Source organism: Agrobacterium leguminum (assembly GCF_015704895.1).
GTDB classification, from domain to species: domain Bacteria; phylum Pseudomonadota; class Alphaproteobacteria; order Rhizobiales; family Rhizobiaceae; genus Agrobacterium; species Agrobacterium leguminum.
Map to the genome: position 1 here is coordinate 78,866 of NZ_JADQWB010000002.1, position 17,628 is coordinate 96,493.

General features: G+C 60.5%; 16 protein-coding genes. 3 read left to right on the forward strand and 13 right to left on the reverse strand.

The genetic code is table 11. The features are described from left to right. Positions 1-69: 69 nt before the first annotated feature. Positions 70-1,890, forward strand: coding sequence for a phosphogluconate dehydratase (gene edd, locus I3J13_RS03320; RefSeq protein WP_149743603.1), 1,821 nt, complete (start codon positions 70-72; stop codon positions 1,888-1,890). Positions 1,891-2,106: 216 nt separating this feature from the next. Next, positions 2,107-3,471 carry a metallophosphoesterase gene (locus I3J13_RS03325; RefSeq protein ID WP_196378017.1) on the forward strand — a complete coding sequence of 455 codons (1,365 nt, stop codon included), beginning with the start codon at positions 2,107-2,109 and terminating at the stop codon, positions 3,469-3,471. A 23-nt stretch (positions 3,472-3,494) separates the two neighbouring features. On the opposite strand, the gene I3J13_RS03330 is transcribed toward I3J13_RS03325, so the two are convergent. The 6 genes from I3J13_RS03330 to I3J13_RS03355 form a co-directional block, all read right to left on the reverse strand. Beyond that, entirely contained in the window at positions 3,495-3,851 is a 357-nt protein-coding gene (locus tag I3J13_RS03330; RefSeq protein WP_035236048.1) for a hypothetical protein, read from the reverse strand. A gap of 240 nt (positions 3,852-4,091) precedes the next feature. Beyond that, entirely contained in the window at positions 4,092-5,180 is a 1,089-nt protein-coding gene (locus I3J13_RS03335) for an ABC transporter ATP-binding protein (RefSeq protein WP_196378018.1), read from the reverse strand. A 20-nt stretch (positions 5,181-5,200) separates the two neighbouring features. After that, a complete protein-coding gene (gene bglA, locus I3J13_RS03340) occupies positions 5,201-6,856 on the reverse strand; it encodes a beta-galactosidase BglA (RefSeq protein ID WP_196378019.1) in 1,656 nt (551 codons plus the stop codon). A 37-nt stretch (positions 6,857-6,893) separates the two neighbouring features. After that, positions 6,894-8,054 (reverse strand): carbohydrate ABC transporter permease, encoded by a 1,161-nt coding sequence (locus tag I3J13_RS03345; RefSeq protein WP_196378020.1) that lies wholly within the window; start codon positions 8,052-8,054, stop codon positions 6,894-6,896. 1 nt (position 8,055) lies between these two features. Beyond that, the gene (locus I3J13_RS03350; RefSeq protein ID WP_078051247.1) at positions 8,056-9,069 is read right to left on the reverse strand and encodes a carbohydrate ABC transporter permease; all 1,014 of its coding nucleotides are present in this window, start codon (positions 9,067-9,069) and stop codon (positions 8,056-8,058) included. A 105-nt stretch (positions 9,070-9,174) separates the two neighbouring features. Then, positions 9,175-10,536 carry an ABC transporter substrate-binding protein gene (locus I3J13_RS03355; protein WP_196378021.1) on the reverse strand — a complete coding sequence of 454 codons (1,362 nt, stop codon included), beginning with the start codon at positions 10,534-10,536 and terminating at the stop codon, positions 9,175-9,177. A gap of 274 nt (positions 10,537-10,810) precedes the next feature. On the opposite strand from I3J13_RS03355, the gene I3J13_RS03360 reads away from it, so the two are divergent. Beyond that, positions 10,811-11,836 carry a LacI family DNA-binding transcriptional regulator gene (locus tag I3J13_RS03360; protein ID WP_065654439.1) on the forward strand — a complete coding sequence of 342 codons (1,026 nt, stop codon included), beginning with the start codon at positions 10,811-10,813 and terminating at the stop codon, positions 11,834-11,836. A gap of 18 nt (positions 11,837-11,854) precedes the next feature. Here I3J13_RS03360 and folD read toward each other — a convergent pair whose 3' ends face one another. The 7 genes from folD to I3J13_RS03395 all read right to left on the reverse strand — a co-directional run bounded on the left by folD (position 11,855) and on the right by I3J13_RS03395 (position 17,623). After that, positions 11,855-12,754, reverse strand: coding sequence for a bifunctional methylenetetrahydrofolate dehydrogenase/methenyltetrahydrofolate cyclohydrolase FolD (gene folD, locus I3J13_RS03365; protein WP_196378022.1), 900 nt, complete (start codon positions 12,752-12,754; stop codon positions 11,855-11,857). 77 nt (positions 12,755-12,831) lie between these two features. After that, positions 12,832-14,607, reverse strand: coding sequence for a GumC domain-containing protein (locus tag I3J13_RS03370; RefSeq protein WP_196378023.1), 1,776 nt, complete (start codon positions 14,605-14,607; stop codon positions 12,832-12,834). A gap of 114 nt (positions 14,608-14,721) precedes the next feature. Next, a complete protein-coding gene (locus I3J13_RS03375) occupies positions 14,722-15,396 on the reverse strand; it encodes a WecB/TagA/CpsF family glycosyltransferase (RefSeq protein WP_196378024.1) in 675 nt (224 codons plus the stop codon). 203 nt (positions 15,397-15,599) lie between these two features. Next, on the reverse strand, positions 15,600-16,133 hold the full coding sequence (locus tag I3J13_RS03380; RefSeq protein ID WP_196378025.1) for a flagellar basal body-associated FliL family protein: 534 nt from the start codon (positions 16,131-16,133) through the stop codon (positions 15,600-15,602). After that, a complete protein-coding gene (locus tag I3J13_RS03385; protein ID WP_026363659.1) occupies positions 16,133-16,501 on the reverse strand; it encodes a hypothetical protein in 369 nt (122 codons plus the stop codon). The genes I3J13_RS03380 and I3J13_RS03385 overlap by 1 nt, the downstream gene beginning before the upstream one ends. Positions 16,502-16,530: 29 nt before the next feature. After that, positions 16,531-17,088, reverse strand: coding sequence for a rod-binding protein (locus tag I3J13_RS03390; RefSeq protein ID WP_035236043.1), 558 nt, complete (start codon positions 17,086-17,088; stop codon positions 16,531-16,533). Positions 17,089-17,203: 115 nt separating this feature from the next. Beyond that, on the reverse strand, positions 17,204-17,623 hold the full coding sequence (locus tag I3J13_RS03395; protein WP_004432556.1) for a hypothetical protein: 420 nt from the start codon (positions 17,621-17,623) through the stop codon (positions 17,204-17,206). Positions 17,624-17,628 lie beyond the last annotated feature (5 nt).

The window sequence follows — 17,628 nt, forward strand, 5'->3', positions numbered from 1 at the left end:
CGAAACACGACAACCGGCCGCTCACCTCCCGGAACGCCGGTTGTCGACCAACGAACAGGATGAACGCCCATGTCCGCCGATTCCCGCATTCAGGCCATCACCGCCCGCATCGTCGAACGTTCCAAGCCCTACCGCGAGACCTATCTCGAGCGGCTGCGGCTGCAGGTCTCAAAAGGCGTTCACCGCTCCGTGCTTTCCTGCGGCAATCTCGCGCATGGATTTGCGGTCTGTTCCCCCGCCGACAAGGACATCCTTGCCGGCGACCGGGTTCCCAATCTCGGCATCATCACCGCCTATAACGACATGCTCTCGGCGCACCAGCCCTATGAGACCTTCCCGGCGATCATCCGCGATGCGGCAAAAGAAGCGGGCGGCATAGCGCAGGTTGCGGGCGCGGTTCCCGCCATGTGCGACGGCGTGACCCAGGGCCAGCCGGGCATGGAGCTTTCGCTGTTTTCCCGCGACGCCATCGCCATGGCGGCTGGCATCGGCCTCTCCCACAACATGTTCGACGCCGCCGTCTATCTCGGTGTCTGCGACAAGATCGTGCCCGGCCTCGTCATCGCAGCCCTCGCCTTCGGCCATCTGCCCGCCGTCTTCGTTCCCGCCGGCCCGATGACATCCGGCCTGCCGAATGACGAGAAATCCCGCATCCGCCAGCTTTATGCCGAAGGCAAGGTCGGCCGCGCCGAACTTCTGGAAGCGGAATCGAAATCCTATCACGGCCCCGGCACCTGCACCTTCTACGGCACCGCCAATTCCAACCAGATGCTGATGGAAATCATGGGTTTCCATATGCCCGGTTCCTCCTTCATCAATCCCGGCACGCCGCTGCGCGATGCGCTGACGCGCGAGGCGACGAAGCGGGCACTGGCGATTACCGCGCAGGGCAACGAATTCACGCCGGCAGGCGAAATGATCGACGAAAGATCCGTCGTCAACGGCGTCGTCGGCCTGCATGCGACGGGCGGTTCCACCAACCACACCATGCATCTGATCGCCATGGCGCGCGCCGCCGGTATCATCCTCACCTGGCAGGATATTTCCGATCTTTCCGACATCGTGCCGCTGCTCGCCCGCGTTTACCCCAACGGTCTTGCCGATGTGAACCACTTCCACGCCGCCGGCGGCATGGGCTTCCTCATCAAGCAGCTCTTGAAGCAGGGCTTTGTGCATGACGATGTGCGCACTGTCTTCGGACAGGGCCTCGAGGCTTACACTGTGGATGCCATGCTTGACGAGAAGGGCGCGGTTGTACGCCAGCCCTCCCCCGAGCAGAGCCACGACCCGAAGGTGCTTTCCAGCATCGAGACCCCTTTCCAGCCAACCGGCGGTCTGAAGATGCTGACCGGCAATCTCGGCAAATCGGTCATCAAGATTTCCGCCGTCAAGCCGGAACGCCACATCATCGAAGCACCGGCAATCGTGTTCCACGACCAGCAGGAGCTTCAGGACGCGTTCAAAGATGGCAAGCTCAACCGCGACTTCATCGCCGTCGTCCGCTTCCAGGGGCCGAAGGCCAATGGCATGCCTGAACTGCACCGCCTGACACCGCCGCTCGGTGTGCTGCAGGATCGCGGTTTCAAGGTGGCGCTGGTGACGGACGGGCGCATGTCCGGCGCTTCCGGCAAGGTGCCGGCCGCCATCCATGTCACGCCGGAAGCTTCCGATTGCGGCCCGATCTCGCTTATCCGCGATGGCGACATCATCCGTCTCGACGCCATTTCGGGAACGCTGGAAGTGCTCGTTTCCGCCGCTGAACTCGCGAAACGAGAACCGGCGCGCGCCGATCTTTCCGGCAATGAATGGGGCATGGGCCGCGAGCTTTTCGCCCCCTTCCGCCGCAATGCCGGTCCGGCCGATCAGGGCGCCAGCGTCCTGTTTCATTGATTTTTGATGGGCGAAGGCCGGATGCGGCTTTCGCCTTTCAACCCCACTTTGCGGCATCGCCTGAATGCACGCCTCATCACCGAGAGCTGGCGCAGAAACCGCTTTATTTCCCACGTCTTAAACGTCAGACTTGTCATGCGGCTGTGATGATCGCCCTTTAGGGCCTTCTCAGCCGGCCGCGGGACGGCGGCGCAGTTTCGGATGATGGGGCCTGACATGACGATATTCTCAAGTAAACGCCGCGATGTGCTGAAGCTTATGGCGGGCACCGCCCTGTTGCCGCTGATGGTGGCTGCAAAGCCAGCGATGGCGCAGGACGTGGCGCTGCGTGCAATCGTCATCTCCGACCTGCATTCGGCCTATGAGCGTATCGGCCAGCTTCTCGCGGCCATCGAAACGCGCATCGCCGCCGACAAGGCGCCTCATATCATCTTGCTGAACGGCGATCTTTTCGAGATCGGCAATGCGGTGGCCGCCCGTTCGGCCGGCGAAATCGAATGGACCTTCCTGGCGGCGCTCGCAAAACTCGCCCCCACCGTCGTCAATATCGGCAATCATGAGTCCGACATCGACAACGACCTCGCCAATTTCGTCAGCCGCGCGCAGGCGCTCGGTATCACCGTTCTTTCCAACATCATCGACAAGCGCAGCGGCCAGCCCTATGCCGCCGCCAGCGCCGAAGTAAGCGTCGGCGGGCGGAAGGTCGTTGTGGCAGGTCTCGCCACCAATGCCATCAACACCTATCCGAAGGCCACGCGCGAAATGCTGGACATTCCGCAGCCGGTCGAATGGGCGAAAGCCAATCTGCCTGAGATCGTCAAACCGGATGCGATCAACATCGTTCTCAGCCACGCCGGCGTCGTCGCTGATCGCGATATACTGCCACTCCTGCCGGATGGCACCCTCTTGGTCGGCGGCCATGACCATCTGAACTTTGTGCACGAACAGGGCGCTACCCGCTATGTCCATACCGGCTCATGGTGCACCTCCATGACGGTGGGCACGATTGCGGCTCCCGGCAAGGCTGTGGCCATCGAGACCGTTACGATCGATCGCAGCGCTCCCAGCTCATCGGCCCTCAAGACCCTGATCGAACAGACGCTCGAAAAGCACCTCACGGCCGAAGAACGGGCCATCGTCGGCAAATCCGCCAGCGCGATGACCGTCGACGAGGCCGGCCGCCGTGTGGCGCAACTCATCGCTGCAAAAACCGGTGCGGATGTCGGCTTCATCGGCCATACTTCGTTTGGTGCCGGCCTGCCCGAGGGCGATATTCGCCGCTACGATTTCAACGCCTCGCTGCGTTTCGACGGCAAGCTGATGGTGGCGGAAGTCGATGGCGAGGCGCTCGCCCAAATCCTCAAGCGCTGCAATCAGGATGGCGACATTCCGCTTGCCGCGCGCACCGGCGACTATCTCTACGCCATGCCGGAAAAGCCGGAAAACAAAGAGCGCTACAAGCTGGTCTGCAACGACTGGTCCGCCACCAACCAGAAATCCTATTTCGGCCGCAGCGACCTTGCGTTCACCGAGGTGCCGGATGTGAAGCTGAAGCAGACGGTTTTGGGCGGGCTTTCTTAAGACCCTCGCCGATCATCCGATTTTCAGAAAGACCGGATATCGAGCTTCCGGTCTCTATGCGCCGGATGCGTGCTGAACACGAAAATGCGGTCCAGTTCCTTCTGCGTCAGCATGCGCAGGAAGCGGACGTGGATGGTGTTGTTGGCGTTGACGCGCAACATCACGCAGCCGATCTTGGTGATGCGGGCGTCGGGAATATCGAGATAGAACTGGTTCGGCAGGTTATATTTCGTCAGCAGCGCCAGCACCGCTTCGGTCTGGGAGATGCGGATGACATCGCAGCGGCGCGCCGCCATGTGCATCACGGCCTTTTCGGTATATTCGATGCGTGCGGCGTTCATGGTATCTTCCATGCGAAACCGGCTTTCGCGGTCATACATGAAGGATTCTTCCTTGCTCAGGTAATGGTTCCTGATGACACCCGTACCGCTCTGCACGCCCAGACTCCCATGCTCGATCAATGGATTGAGACTAGGTCATAGTCTTTAACAATTCATATCAGCGCAGGCTTAAACAGACCGGAAGCGGGACATTTCCGACATTTTTCCACAGCGGCAAAAGGTCAGGAAAAAACCCCGGAGCGAGGAGGTTCCGGGGCTCGGTTTCGGTATCGATGGCAATTACCTGCGATAGGTCTTGCCGTCGGCGTCGAAGAGATGAAGCTTTTCCTGCGGGGCGGCAAAACGCAGGGTTTCGCCCTTGCCGACGGAAACGATGCCCGGCACCTTGACGATGATCGGCTCCTGCCCCTTGGGCGCCTCCAGATAAAGCAGCGTCACTTCACCGAGCGCTTCGACGATCGCGACTTTTCCCTCGAAAAGATAATCGTCCCCAGTGACGATGCTCAGATCTTCCGGCCGGACACCGAAGCTCGCCGCCTTGCCCTTTTCGGTTGCGGGCGTGGGAACATAAACGGCAAGCGTCTTGCCGCCGGCAAGTTCGATGGAGGTCCTCTCGCCGGTTCCGGTAATCTTTGCGGCGATGATGTTCATGGCGGGCGAGCCGATGAAGCGCGCCACGAAGAGATTGGCCGGCCTTTCGTAAAGTTCGAGCGGCGCACCCACCTGTTCCACACGGCCCGCATTCAGAACGACGATACGATCCGCCAGCGTCATCGCCTCCACCTGGTCGTGGGTGACGTAGATCATCGTGGTATCGGCCATCTGCTCGTTGAGCTTGGCGATCTCGATGCGGGTGGCGACGCGCAGCGCCGCATCGAGGTTCGACAAGGGCTCATCGAACAGGAAGACTTTCGGATTACGGCAGATGGCGCGGCCGATGGCGACGCGCTGGCGCTGGCCGCCGGAGAGCGCCTTGGGCAGCCGCTCCAGATATTGCGTCAGTTGCAGGATTTCGGCGGCGGCGCGAACGCGGCGGTCGATCTCCTGCTTGTTCTCTTTCGCGATCTTCATGCCGAAGGCCATGTTGTCGTAAACCGTCATATGCGGATAAAGCGCATAGGACTGGAACACCATGGCAATACCCCGCCGCGAGGGCGGGATTTCATTGACGAGCTGGCCGTCAATATACATCTCGCCACCGGTGATTTCCTCCAGACCGGCGATCATGCGCAGCAGCGTCGATTTTCCGCATCCGGAGGGACCGACGAAAACGATGAATTCGCCCTGTTCGATCTGAAGATCGATGCCGTGCAGCACCTTCACCTGCCCGTATGATTTGCGGATATCCTTGAGAACGAGACTTGTCATGGGTGTTCCTCCCTCATCTGTCAGGCGTAACGGGCGAAGAATGCGCCCCATGCCGGAAGTTCTACGCTTCTGCCTTCAAGGCCGCCTGCAAAGCCGTGGCCTTCGAGAACCTCCCAGTTCCCTTCCGGCAGCGTCGCCTTTGCGGGTGTCGCGGACAGATTGAAGAGGCAAAGCACGGTTTCGTTGCCGAGCGTGCGGGTGTAACTCAGCACCTCGCCCTCAACCGGCTGGAATTCGATGCCGCCCTTGGCAAAAGCGGGATGCTTTTTGCGGAAGCTCAGGAAGCGGCGATAATGTTCCAGCACCGAAGCCTCGTTGCCCTGCTGGGCGCTGACGGCGCGCTGCTTGTGCTCGGCCGGAATCGGCAGCCACGTCTTGTCGGCGGTCGAGAAACCGGCCTGCGCATGTCCGGCATCCCACACCATTGGCGTGCGGCAACCGTCGCGGCCCTTGAATTCCGGCCAGAACTGGATGCCGTAGGGATCCTGCAAATCTTCGAAAGCAATATCCGCTTCGGTGAGGCCGAGTTCTTCACCCTCATAAATGCAGACGGAGCCGCGCTGCGTCATCAAGAGCGCCGAGAGCACCTTGGCGAAGGCGTCCTTATCTTCGACATGCTCGCCCCAGCGGCTGACATGGCGCACGACGTCATGGTTGGAGAAAGCCCAGCAGGCCCAGCCTTCCGGTGCGGCTTTCGCAAAATCCGCCTGCACATCGGCGACGCGCTGCGGGGTGAGCGCATCGGGGGCGAGGAATTCGAAGGCGTAGCACATCTGCATCTTGTCATCGCCGGATGTATATTCGCCGACGATTTCGAGACCGCGCTGGCTGTCACCCACTTCGCCGACGGCGGCGATATCAGGAAACTCGTCCAGCACCGCGCGGAAGCGCTTCAGGAAGGCGATGTTTTCCGGGCGGTTCTTGTCGTAGAGATGCTCCTGGAAATTGTAAGGATTGACCGCCGGGGCCGTCGAGGCGTTGCGGCGCTCCGGCGCCAGCGCCGGGTTGTCGCGCAGCTCGAGGTCGTGGAAATAAAAGTTGATGGTGTCGAGGCGGAAACCATCGACGCCGCGCTTCAGCCAGAAACGGGTGATGTTCAGCAGCTCTTCCTGAACTTCCGGATTATGCAGATTGAGGTCCGGCTGCGAGGTCAGGAAGTTGTGCATGTAATATTGCATGCGGGTCGGATCCCACTGCCAGGCGGAGCCGCCGAAGATCGACAGCCAGTTATTGGGCGGCGTGCCGTCCGGCTTGCTGTCCGACCAGACATACCAGTTCGATTTCGGATTGCTGCGGCTGGCGCGGCTTTCCACGAACCACGGGTGCTGGTCCGAGGTATGCGACATCACAAGGTCGATCATGACGCGGATGCCGAGGCGATGGGCCTCCGCGATCAGGCCGTCGAAATCGGCAAGTGTGCCGAACATCGGATCGACATCGACATAATTCGAGACGTCGTAACCGAAATCCTTCATCGGCGAGGTGAAGAAGGGCGAAATCCAGATCGCATCGGCACCGAGGCCGGCGATATGCGCCAGACGGTCGGTGATGCCCTTGAGGTCACCAATACCGTCGCCATTGGAGTCCTGATAGGAGCGCGGGTAGATCTGATAGATAACAGCGCCGCGCCACCAGTCCTTGTTGGGCGTCAAAGCGGAAGTCACCGAAGCGGTCATGGAAGTGTCCTGTCTGGTATGGGCGTTCATGGAATGATCAGCCTCCCTTGACGGAGCCTGCGAGCAGGCCACGCACGAGATAACGTTGAAGGGCGAAGAAAACGCAGAGCGGCACAACGATGGTGACGAAGGCCGAGGCGGTGAGGATTTCCCAATTGCCGCCGCGCGAGCCGAGCAGCGCGTTCAAGGCGCCGGTCAGCACCAGCTCGTCCTTCTGCGTGCCGAGGAAGACCATGGCGACAAGCAGGTCGTTCCAGGTCCACAGGAACTGGAAGATGGCGAAGGAGGCGAGCGCCGGGAAAGAGAGCGGCAGAATGATCTTGACGAAGATTTCGAAATCGCTCGCGCCATCCACCCGGGCGCTTTCGATGATCTCCTTCGGCAGGCCGGAAATATAGTTGCGCAGCAGATAGATGGCGAGCGGCAGGCCGAAGGCGGTATGCGCCAGCCAGATGCCGGCATAGGTCTTGGACGGCACGCCGAAGATGGTGCCGATTTCATTATAGAGTCTGAGAAGCGGGATGAGCGACATCTGAAGCGGCACGACGATAAGCCCCACCACCATGGCAATCAGCAGATTGCGGCCGGAGAAGCTCATCCATGACAGCGCATAGGCGGCGAAGGCGGCAATGAGGATCGGGATGACGGTTGCCGGCACGGCGACGGTCAGCGAGTTGACGAAGGACTGGCCGATGCCTTCCGAGGTCAGGACCGTGCGATAATTATCGAGCGTGAAGACGGGCGGCGTCGCGACGGAGATGTAAACGCGCTTGCCGCGAGAGCCTTCAAAGCTCGCGGCCTTGCTATATTCATAGGTGCCGTCCGTATTGACGAGCAATGTTTCGCCGTCACCGATATCGGCCGCCTCGCCGGCTTTGAACGCCGTGGGCTCCTGTACGCGAACGCCGAAGGCCGCAACCTTGCCGCCCTGTCCGTTTTCGAAAACATTGCCTGATATGACATAGCGGCTGCCATCCTGCTTCTGCACGGAAGCATCGGCGAGGCGCACTGCCGAGGTCTGTTCGGAACTGGAGAAGGCCGTCCACCAGCCCGACACGGTGATCTGGTCCTTGTCGCGCAGCGAGCTGACGAGAATGCCGAGCGTTGGCAGCAGCCAGAGCAGCACGACGACGAGAACACTGGCATGGACGATGAGGCGCGGCAGGCCGACGCGGCGAAGGCGTTTGAAAATATTCATCTCAGCGGCCCTCCATCTCGCGGTTTGCCTGGCGGATATTCCAGACCATGATCGGGGTGACGGCCGCCATGATGATGAGCGCGATGACCGCACTTCGGCCGCTGTCGCCACCGCCGCGGAACATCCAGTCGAACATGAGATTGGCGAGAACCATGGTGTTCCATTGCCCGTTGGTCATGGTCAGTACGATATCGAAGACCTTGAGCACGAGAATGGTGATCGTCGTCCAGACGACGGCGATGGTGCCCCAGATTTGCGGCACCATGATCTTCCAGAAGATCTGCCAGCCATTGGCCCCGTCGATGACGGCCGCCTCGATGGTTTCTTCCGGAATGCCGCGCAGCGCCGCCGACAGGATGACCATGGCGAAACCGGTCTGAATCCAGATGAGGATAACCATCAGGAAGAAATTGTTCCAGAAGGGCATGGAAATCCAGACCTCGGGATTGCCGCCGAAAAACTCGACGATCGCGTTCAAGAGGCCGATCTGCACCTGCCCTTCGGCGCGGTATTCATAGATGAATTTCCAGATGACGGAGGCGCCGACGAAGGAGATCGCCATCGGCATGAAGACGATGGATTTGGCGATATTGCCCCACCAGATGCGGTCGGTCATGACCGCGATAACGAGGCCGAAGAAGGTGCAGGCGGCCGGAACGACGGCCAGCCAGAGGATATTGTTGAAGATCGACTGCCGGAAACCGGCATCGAAAAACGCCCAGCGATAATTGGCAAGACCGACGAATTCGCTGCCGGTCCGGTCATAAAAGGACAGGATCAGCGTGGCGATGACGGGGTAGACCAGATAGACCAGCAGGAGGATCAAAGCCGGACCGATGAACAGCCAGGGCCGGACCGCCGCGCGGCGATTGAGGTTGCGGGATGCCTGCAGCACGTCTCCCGAGCGGACCGGAAAGATCGCCTGAAGCACCTTATCGGATAGCCAGTAATAGGCAGCGCAGGCAAAGACCCCCGCCACCATCACGCCGATGGCCGAAACGAGTTGTTGAGCCATGTTCCCTCCCTTGATCCTCTCCGCGCCGCGCTGATTTATGCGGTCGTCGGGGCAGCGCCGTTGGTAAGGGCCCGGCAGTAAACCGCCGGGCCCGATCCGATATCTTTACTTCAGGCCGTCCCAGGCCTTCTGGATATCGCTCGCGACCTGATCCGCGGACTTGCCGCCGACGAAATCGATCATGCCGGTCCAGAATGCGCCGGCACCGATCTTGCCGGGCATGAGGTCGGAACCGTCGAAGCCGAAGCTTGTCGCGGTCGTCAGGATTTCACCCTGTCGCTTCATCTGCTCATTGGCATAGGTATCGACATTCACACCCTTATAGGGTGTGAGGAAGCTGGACTGCGCCATCCAGACCTCATGGGCGATCGGGGTCTGCAGGAATTCGACGAAAGCCTTGGCGGCAGGCGCTTCCTTGGTGATGGTGACCAGCGTGCCAGCGCCGAGAACCGGCTTGCCGAGGTCAGGCTTGGACGCGTAAGTCGGCATGTAGAAGAAATCCGCATCCGTCCCCACTTTGGTGCCTTCCGGGAAGAAGGACGGAATGAACGACGCCTGATGGTGCAGGTAGCACTTCGGCGGAATGTCGAAGAGGCCCTTGGGGCTGTCGCGGAAATCGGTGGAGGCCACGGCCGCGACGCCGCCGCTGACATATTTTTCGTTCTTGGCGAATTTGCCGAATTCGTTGATCGCTTCGACCACGGCCGGATCGGTGAATTTGACCTCGTTGGTCGTCCATTTCTGGTAGACATCGAGCGGCTGGGTGCGCAGCATAAGGTCTTCCACCCAGTCCGTTGCCGGCCAGCCGGTTGCCCCGCCGGAACCGAGACCGATGCACCAGGGCGTGCCGCCATCGGCAACGATCTGGTCCGTCAGCTTGAACAGGTCTTCCATGCTCTCGGGCACCTTGTAGCCCGCTTCCTCGAAGTTCTCAGGCACGTACCAGACAAGCGACTTCACGTCCGCCTTGAAGGGAAAGGCGAAATAGGCCTTATTGCCGTCCTTGCCCTTGTAGCTGCCGAGGTCGACCCAGGACTGGCCCGCGCCGTAATTTTCCTTGACCCAGTCGGCGGTCTTGTCGCCGAGCGGCACGAGGAAGCCCTTGGCGGCCAGATCGGCCAGAAGGCCGGGCTGCGGCAGAATGGCGATATTGGGCGGCGAACCCGCCTGCGTATCGATGACGATCTGCTGCTCGTAATTTTCCGACGAGGAATAGCGGACGTTCACGCCGGTCGCATCGGCGAAATAGGCAAGTACCGACTGGAACAGGGCCTCGTCTTCACCGCGCCACGGGCCGAAAATCGTCAGCGTCTGGCCTTTCAGGTCGGCATGGGCCGCTTTGAAGTCCTCGTAGCTTTTCCAGTTGAACTTGGCGTCGCCGCCGGGTGCAAACTTCAGGTCGGCGGCAAAGGCCGCACCGGACAGCAAAGCCATGACGGCGGCCGTCGCCAAAAGAGTCTTCTGCATGTGATTTACCTCCCATCACATAAAAGGCTCAAAGCGTCCTCTCCAATCAAAGCGCTTTGGCTGCCTATTCATCTCATTGTCATTAAGACGGAGTCAAGAGGCTCTTTCTGCGGAAACGTTGCAGCGCCCTATGAATAGTCATATTTAATTCGGAAGGCGGCTATCCTTTTCGATTGAGAAATGCGGTGGAGACTGGTAAAAATCTAAAGCGCTTTGGGAATTGAGGAGAGGCTTTGCCGTATTCCCGGGGCGCGCGCATGGAGGAATGACAGACATGAACCTGAAACAGCTGTCGCAACTGCTGGGCATTTCGCAGACGACCATCAGCAGGGCGCTCAACGGCTATCCCGAGGTCAGCGCCGAGACGCGCCGCCGCGTCATGGAGGCTGCCGAAAAGACAGGCTATCGCCCGAATGCGGCCGCGCAACGGCTGGCGACAGGTAAGGTCGGCTCCATCGGGCTTGTCATGCCGATTGGCGAGCATCACCGTTCCGACGTGCATTTCGGCGAATTCCTGAGCGGTCTCGGTGAGGAGGCATCACGCAGCGGCTTTCATCTCGTGATCATGCCGACCGAGCCGGAAAAAGAGCGCGAAGCCCTGCGGGGGCTCGCCGCAAGCGGCAGCGTCGATGGCATCTATCTCGCCTATATGAAGAAGAACGACCCGCGCATCGCCATGATGCAATCGCTCTCCCTGCCCTTCCTCGTGCATGGCCGCTCCGTTGGCGTGGAGGAGGATTATCCCTATCTCGACGTGGACAATGAGGGTGCCTTCCGCGATGCGACCCAGCTTCTCCTCCAGCTTGGCCATACGCGCATCGGGCTTCTGAACGGCCCGGAGGGTTATGATTTCACCTACCGGCGCTGTCTCGGGGTGGAAAAGGCGCTTTCGGCAAATGGCCTGACATTGCATGCGAACAACAAGAGACACAGCAGCATGACCGACGAGGAAGGTTATCTCGGCATGGAGGCCTTACTGTCACGCCCGGAAAAACCGACCGCTATTCTGTGCGCCAGTACCGCGCTTGCGCTCGGCGCGATCCGTTCGCTCAACCAGCGGGGCTTGAAACCCGGCAAGGATATTTCGCTGATCGCCCATGACGACGTGCTGCCGCTTTTGAAGCCCGATAATTTCTCCGTGCCGCTGACCACCACCCGCTCATCACTCCGGGCGGCGGGGGTGCGCGTGGGCCAGCGCCTGATCAACCGGATCAAGCTCAACCAGACAGAACCGCATCAGGAGCTCTGGAAGGCGGAACTTGTGGTGCGCGCCTCGACGGGGCCGGCTCCGAAAGCGTAGCCGGCCGTTTCCAGCCGCTTAGAACTTCGGAGCGGTCAGACCCAGCGCGCGATGGGCGGCGATGACGGTGTTGGCCATCAGCATGGCGATCGTCATCGGGCCGACGCCGCCGGGAACCGGCGTGATAGCGGCGGCGACGGCGCTCGCCTCGTCATAGGCGACATCGCCCACCAGCTTCGACTTGCCTTCGCCTTTTTCCGGCGCCTGAATGCGGTTGATGCCGACATCGATGACCGTCGCGCCGGGTTTCACCCAGTCGCCCTTCACCATCGCCGCGCGGCCGACCGCCGCGACGAGAATATCCGCCGTCTTGCAGATGCCGGCCAGATCCTTGGTGCGGGAATGCGCCATGGTCACCGTGGCATTGGCATTCAGAAGAAGCTGGCCCATCGGCTTGCCGAATAGGTTCGAACGGCCGATGACCACGGCGTTGAGGCCGGAAAGATCTTCGCCGTGAATGCCGCGCACCAGAAGCATGGCGCCGGCAGGCGTGCAGGAAATGAGACCGGTGGCGAGATCGCCGGTCGCGAGCTTGCCGGCATTCAGCACGCTCAAGCCATCCACATCCTTTTCGGGCAGGATCGACTGGATAATCTCATCGGAATTGAAGTGTTTCGGCAGCGGAAGCTGCACGAGAATGCCGTGAATGGAGGCGTCGGCGTTCAGTTCGCCGACCAGCTTGAGGAGTGCGGCCTGGGTGGTTTCCTCCGGCAGCGTGTGCTGTATGGAGTTGAAACCGCATTGCTTGGCCATCTTGCTCTTGGAGTTCACGTAGGCGTGGCTGGCCGGATCGTTTCCGACGATGACAACCGCGAGACCGGGCTTTACGCCCTTTTCAGCCTCAAGCGCTTCTGCCGATTTGCGGACCGCCTCCGTTACCGAAGCCGCCTTCGCCTTCCCGTCAATCACAACTGCCATGCGTCCTGCTCCTGCTGGGTTACGTAGGCTCCGTATGGTGCCCCCTTCGCAGGAATGCAAGCGAAAATGCGGCGTTTTCAGGCTGTTTTGCGGTAGTCTTCGCGGCGATCGGCGTAATCGGCAAGACGCTCTCTCAGGAACGCCAGTTCGCGTCGCAATTCCATCAGTTCCTCAGCTTCGGCCTGAGCATGGTCGAAGTTCCCGGCGAGGGCTTCGGCCAGAAGCGGTGGAAGTCCGGAAGAGGCCGGATCAGCACTCCTGACCGTGCGGTTGCCCATCAGGACCTGCCGCACGCGCTCGTCCAGCGGCATGTCGTCGTCGTCATTGACGGCCTCGCCGTAATAATCGGCAAAGCCGTCTTCCTCCGGCTCGATGTTGTCCTCTGCGGCAAGATCCTGCAGATCGTCGAACACCGCCGGCTCGATCGGTTCGAACTCGGAAATCTGCCGAGACTCGACCGACGGCTCGACGGAGGATGGAGGTTGCGCGCCCTCCTCGATGAGCAATGCGCCCTCCTCTTCCTCGTCATGGCGACGGTAGCTCAGGAGATAAAGACTGCCCAGCAGGCCGATCAATGCACCGCCGCCAGCCAGCATGGCGGCCTGCGTCAGATCGCGGGTCAACTCACCGGGTGCGGCCTTCTTCGCCAAACGGGTTTCGACCGCGGGCGTGGCGGATGCGGACAGGTCGCGGCGTTCGCTTGCCTCGAGATAGGCGTTTCGCGCCGTTTCCAGTTCGCCCTGCAACCTGGAGAACTCGCCGGGGGCGACACCGAGTTCGTTCAGGCGGTCGAGGTATTTCTTATGCTCGCCATTGGCGGTCGCGATCTCCTGAGAGATGCGCTTTTCATCCGCCCGCAGGCCTTCCAGCAATTGCCGCAATGCGGGGGCGGCAAGCGCCTGTGCGGCATCCACCGCATTCTGGGCGGCGATGCGGCGGGGGTGTTTCGGGCCGTAATCGACCGAAACCGCAGCAAGCGCCATGCTGGCGGTCGAATGCTTCTGCCTGATATCCTCAAGCGCCGAAAAACCCACGCCGGCCGGCAGAGGCTTCGCAAAGACATCATTCGGCTTCAGCGCCGAAGCCGCCGTCAGATCGGCCTGAATGGACAATTGCTGGCGGGTGGTTCGCGCCAGACTGTCGTTTACGTCGCGCAGCTGCTGTTCGAGTTGCTGCGCCTCGGCCATCACGGCGTCACCGTGGCGCATCTGGAAACCGTTCAGCGCGGCTTCCGCCTCATCGAGCCTTGTCCGCGCCCTCTCCGTCTCACGCATGGCGGGCGTCATGGTGCCGGCCTTGCCATCGGCGATCACGCGCATCGAAAGATAATCGGTCAGCCGCATGGCGGTTTCCGGCGTTGCGGCCTTGCCGGTCACGGTCAGCGTATTTTCATCCGGGGTCAGTTCCAGCCGGATCGCTTCGCCCACCGCACCGTTCAGCGCCTCACGCTCAGACAGCGGACGCGCATCCGCGCCGGTCAGAAGGTCGAAAAGCAGGCCAAGCTCGCCCTGATTGCGAACGCCGACCATATCGGCGGACTTCAGCTTGAGATCGGCGGTTATACGGTCGAGCCCGGAGGGTGAAAGCAGGGTACGACGCGCCATCGCGAGAAAACGGGCGGCGTCGGGGGCATCGTAAGCGGTCTGGGAGACCTCGATCCGGGCCTGCGAAACATAACCGCGAAAGCCCGAATCGACGAGCAGAAGCGGAAGGGCAGCCCCGGCAACGGTGGCGGCGGCGATGCAGCCGGACGTCAGGAGACGCCGACAATGTCTGCGCCATTGCGATACGGGCGCAGCGACATCATCCTCGTCAGGGCGGATCGCCATCATGTCCGGATTGTCATCAACCATCTGAAGCCGTCTGCCGCCCTCGGTGCCGCCCGTAACGGGCGACTGTCAAAACCTTACGAGAGGTTAAAGGATCGTGGCAAACAAATGGTTAACGCAACGCCTGCGAGAACGGCCTCAGCTCTTGCCGAGCGCGATGTGCCAGGGTTCGGCGCAGAGGCTGTAGAGCCAGCTCATGTGAAGCTTGCGGAAAATTTCCGGCATGCCGGCCACTTCCGACGACAGGACCTTGAACAGCGGGCCAACCGCGATGGTGACCCGCGCATTCTCGCGGCTGACGGTGCGGTGCAGCCATGTCTCCTGGTTTTCCTTCAACATTCCCGCCAGCAGAACATCCACCTTAACGCCCGATGCATCGCGGTTCAGCATGACGAAATCGTGCCAGGGCGCGTGCGCCCGCAACCTGGCGAGAACCTCGCCGATCTGCGCAGCATCATCTCCCGCCACACCGATGCGCTTCGGCACGGCCATATAGGTGAGAAGCGCCATCACAAAGGCGATGCCATCGATGGGCGCAGGCAGAGGCTCACCATTATCGCTGCGCGCGGCGGCCCTCATTGCTTTGCCCTGCGGCAGAAGCAGGCAGCTTTCCAGAATCTGCCGGTAGGCGTTGTCCTTGAGCGAAAGCTTCGCCTTCTCGACGGTGAGAAAGGACAGCATCGTGTGCCCCTCACAGGCAGACGCCCTGCCGCTGACCAATTCCAGCGCCCCATTCCAGTCGAGATCACAGACGCGCAGTCCGTGGATATTCCGTTGCGATTCCGGCCGCGCGAAACCTGACGCGAAACTCATTACCAACCCCCAAATGCCAAACCCATCGCCACCGATCCGAGACATGGCCTGCGGGATGGTGGTTCATGGGTTTGTTATACAGGTGCAGGTTGAATTTAGCTTGAAAGCAATCTCTAGAATGCCTGGGGATGCGGCAAGAGACAATTAACCAGAAGGATGCTCCGCAATCCGCTATCCCGCCGACACCCCTCGCCTGCTGGTCGTCAGTGGCTTGGCGCCGCTTCTTTCCCGGCTTCGGCCTTCTCGCCCTCGACGAGCTTGACCGAACGGGGCGTGCCATTGCCGTTCTGCTCGCGGATGTCGGCTTTCGACAGGTAATCGAGCTGTTCGATCAACACGTCCTCGACCACCTCGTCATCGAGCCTCTTGTTCAGCCCCTCGCGGATGCGCTGCTTGAAGGCTTCGGGATCGAAGGTGGAAATATTGGCGATATTGACCATGGAAGAACCCGCAAGCAGCGTGAACAGTTCGTCGGTCATCAGCTGCGTTGCCGGCAGCTCGATCTTCGCCATCTTGGCTTTGTCGACGCGCAGCGAAATACGGCTGAGGAAATAGCCGTTCACCCCGCCATCATTGATGACGGGGATAGTGATGCTTTCGCCCTTGACCAGTTGCAGATTGGCCTTTTTTGCCCCCGCCTCATCCGGCGCGGGCGCCGTCGCCAACTGGACGGAGAAATACACCGCGCCGAGCGTGACGGCGCAAACCCAGACGCCGGTGAGAAGAAGCTTCAACATTAGGAGGCTGCGCCGTACATGAACTGTTCCTGCGAATAGGTGCCGTCCGTGTCGGCTTCCTGGATGGCGTTTTTCAAGAGGTCCGCGACCGCGCGAACCGCATTCAGATGCGCCTCGACGCGGCTGGCATTGGTGGCGAGCTTGGACTTGATGCCCTTGACCTGCTCCATATAACCGGCGGCGATTTCCTCGCGCGGGGTATCGCGGAACAGCATCGTCAGCTCATAGAGGCAACGGCTCTTGTGGGCGTTGGAGACCTTGAAGTCGAACTGGGGGTCCTTACCGATATTGTCGTTCTCGTTGTCGATGATCATCTCAAGGCGGCCGAGAACGGATTGGATACGGTGGTCGTTCGACATAAGGTCCATGCTTGTCTCCTCGTTAGGGTTTTTCATTCTCAAGCCTCGTCCGTTTTCTCATTGGAAACGCCGAGGACCTGCCGCTCGAACTCCGCCACCATCCGAATTGCAGCATTATTGTCTTTTTCATTCATCGATACGTCGGTAATGCCTTTGCTTTCAGCCTTCCGAAGCGCATCCTTGTAAGCCTGTTCCGCGATGCCGACGCCGCCATTTCTGGAAATCGTGTCGGCAAACTGTTCGGCCATCATGCTCTTCCAGATCTCGCCGGCATTGCCCTTGCCGTAAACTTCCTCGCTGTCTTTCGGCAGCATATTGGCCACGAAGGTCTGGAGCACCGAGGCTTCATATTTGCGGTATGTTTCCGGGATTTCGGTGCGGGCCGCGCGAATATTGGTGTCGCCGAGACCAGCCTTCGAGGAAGCGCCATCCAGCATCTCGACTGCGGCGCCAAAACCCTTGCCGGCATCGGCAAGGCTGGTTGCGGCAAAAGCCGCCTTGTTCGCCTTGAGTTTTTCCTGGGCGACCTGAACTTCCTGGGGGTCCGCAGCGCGAACCACATCCATCACCAGATCACTTATCACCGATATCGCCACGTCCAGATCTCCCGAGCTGACGAATGGGCGGCACGGAAAGCCGGCGCATTCGCTCAATCAAGAAACATCGCCGGAGACGTCCTCAAAAACGCCCGCGATGCAACAATGGGACAGACTATGGATCGCCAACCTTGCTGGAGGCTGGTGTGTGGGAAACATTCGTAATTTCTAACAAATCATAGATTGCATTATCGTCGGCCTCGCGGTCCTCAAGATCGCGCGCAAGGTGCATCCTGTCCTCGAGCCGGTCAGCCTTGGTCTTTTCCTTCAGGACCTTGTTTTCCTGAAATTGCTGAACGCCCTCAAGCTGGCGGTCCTGGACGACGAGACGGCCGTAGCGGTCCGAATAGTGCCTGGAAAATGTCTGATGCACCGGTTCCATGGAACTCATGGCTTCCAGCACGTTCTCCATGGATTGTGCAACTTCCGCCCGTGTGCGGGTGGTATCGGCCAGTTCCACCTCGGCCATTTTTTCCATGTGCCGCTGGACGGTTACCAGACGCTTGAGTTTGGCAGAGCGCTTGTCCGAAGCCATCGTAT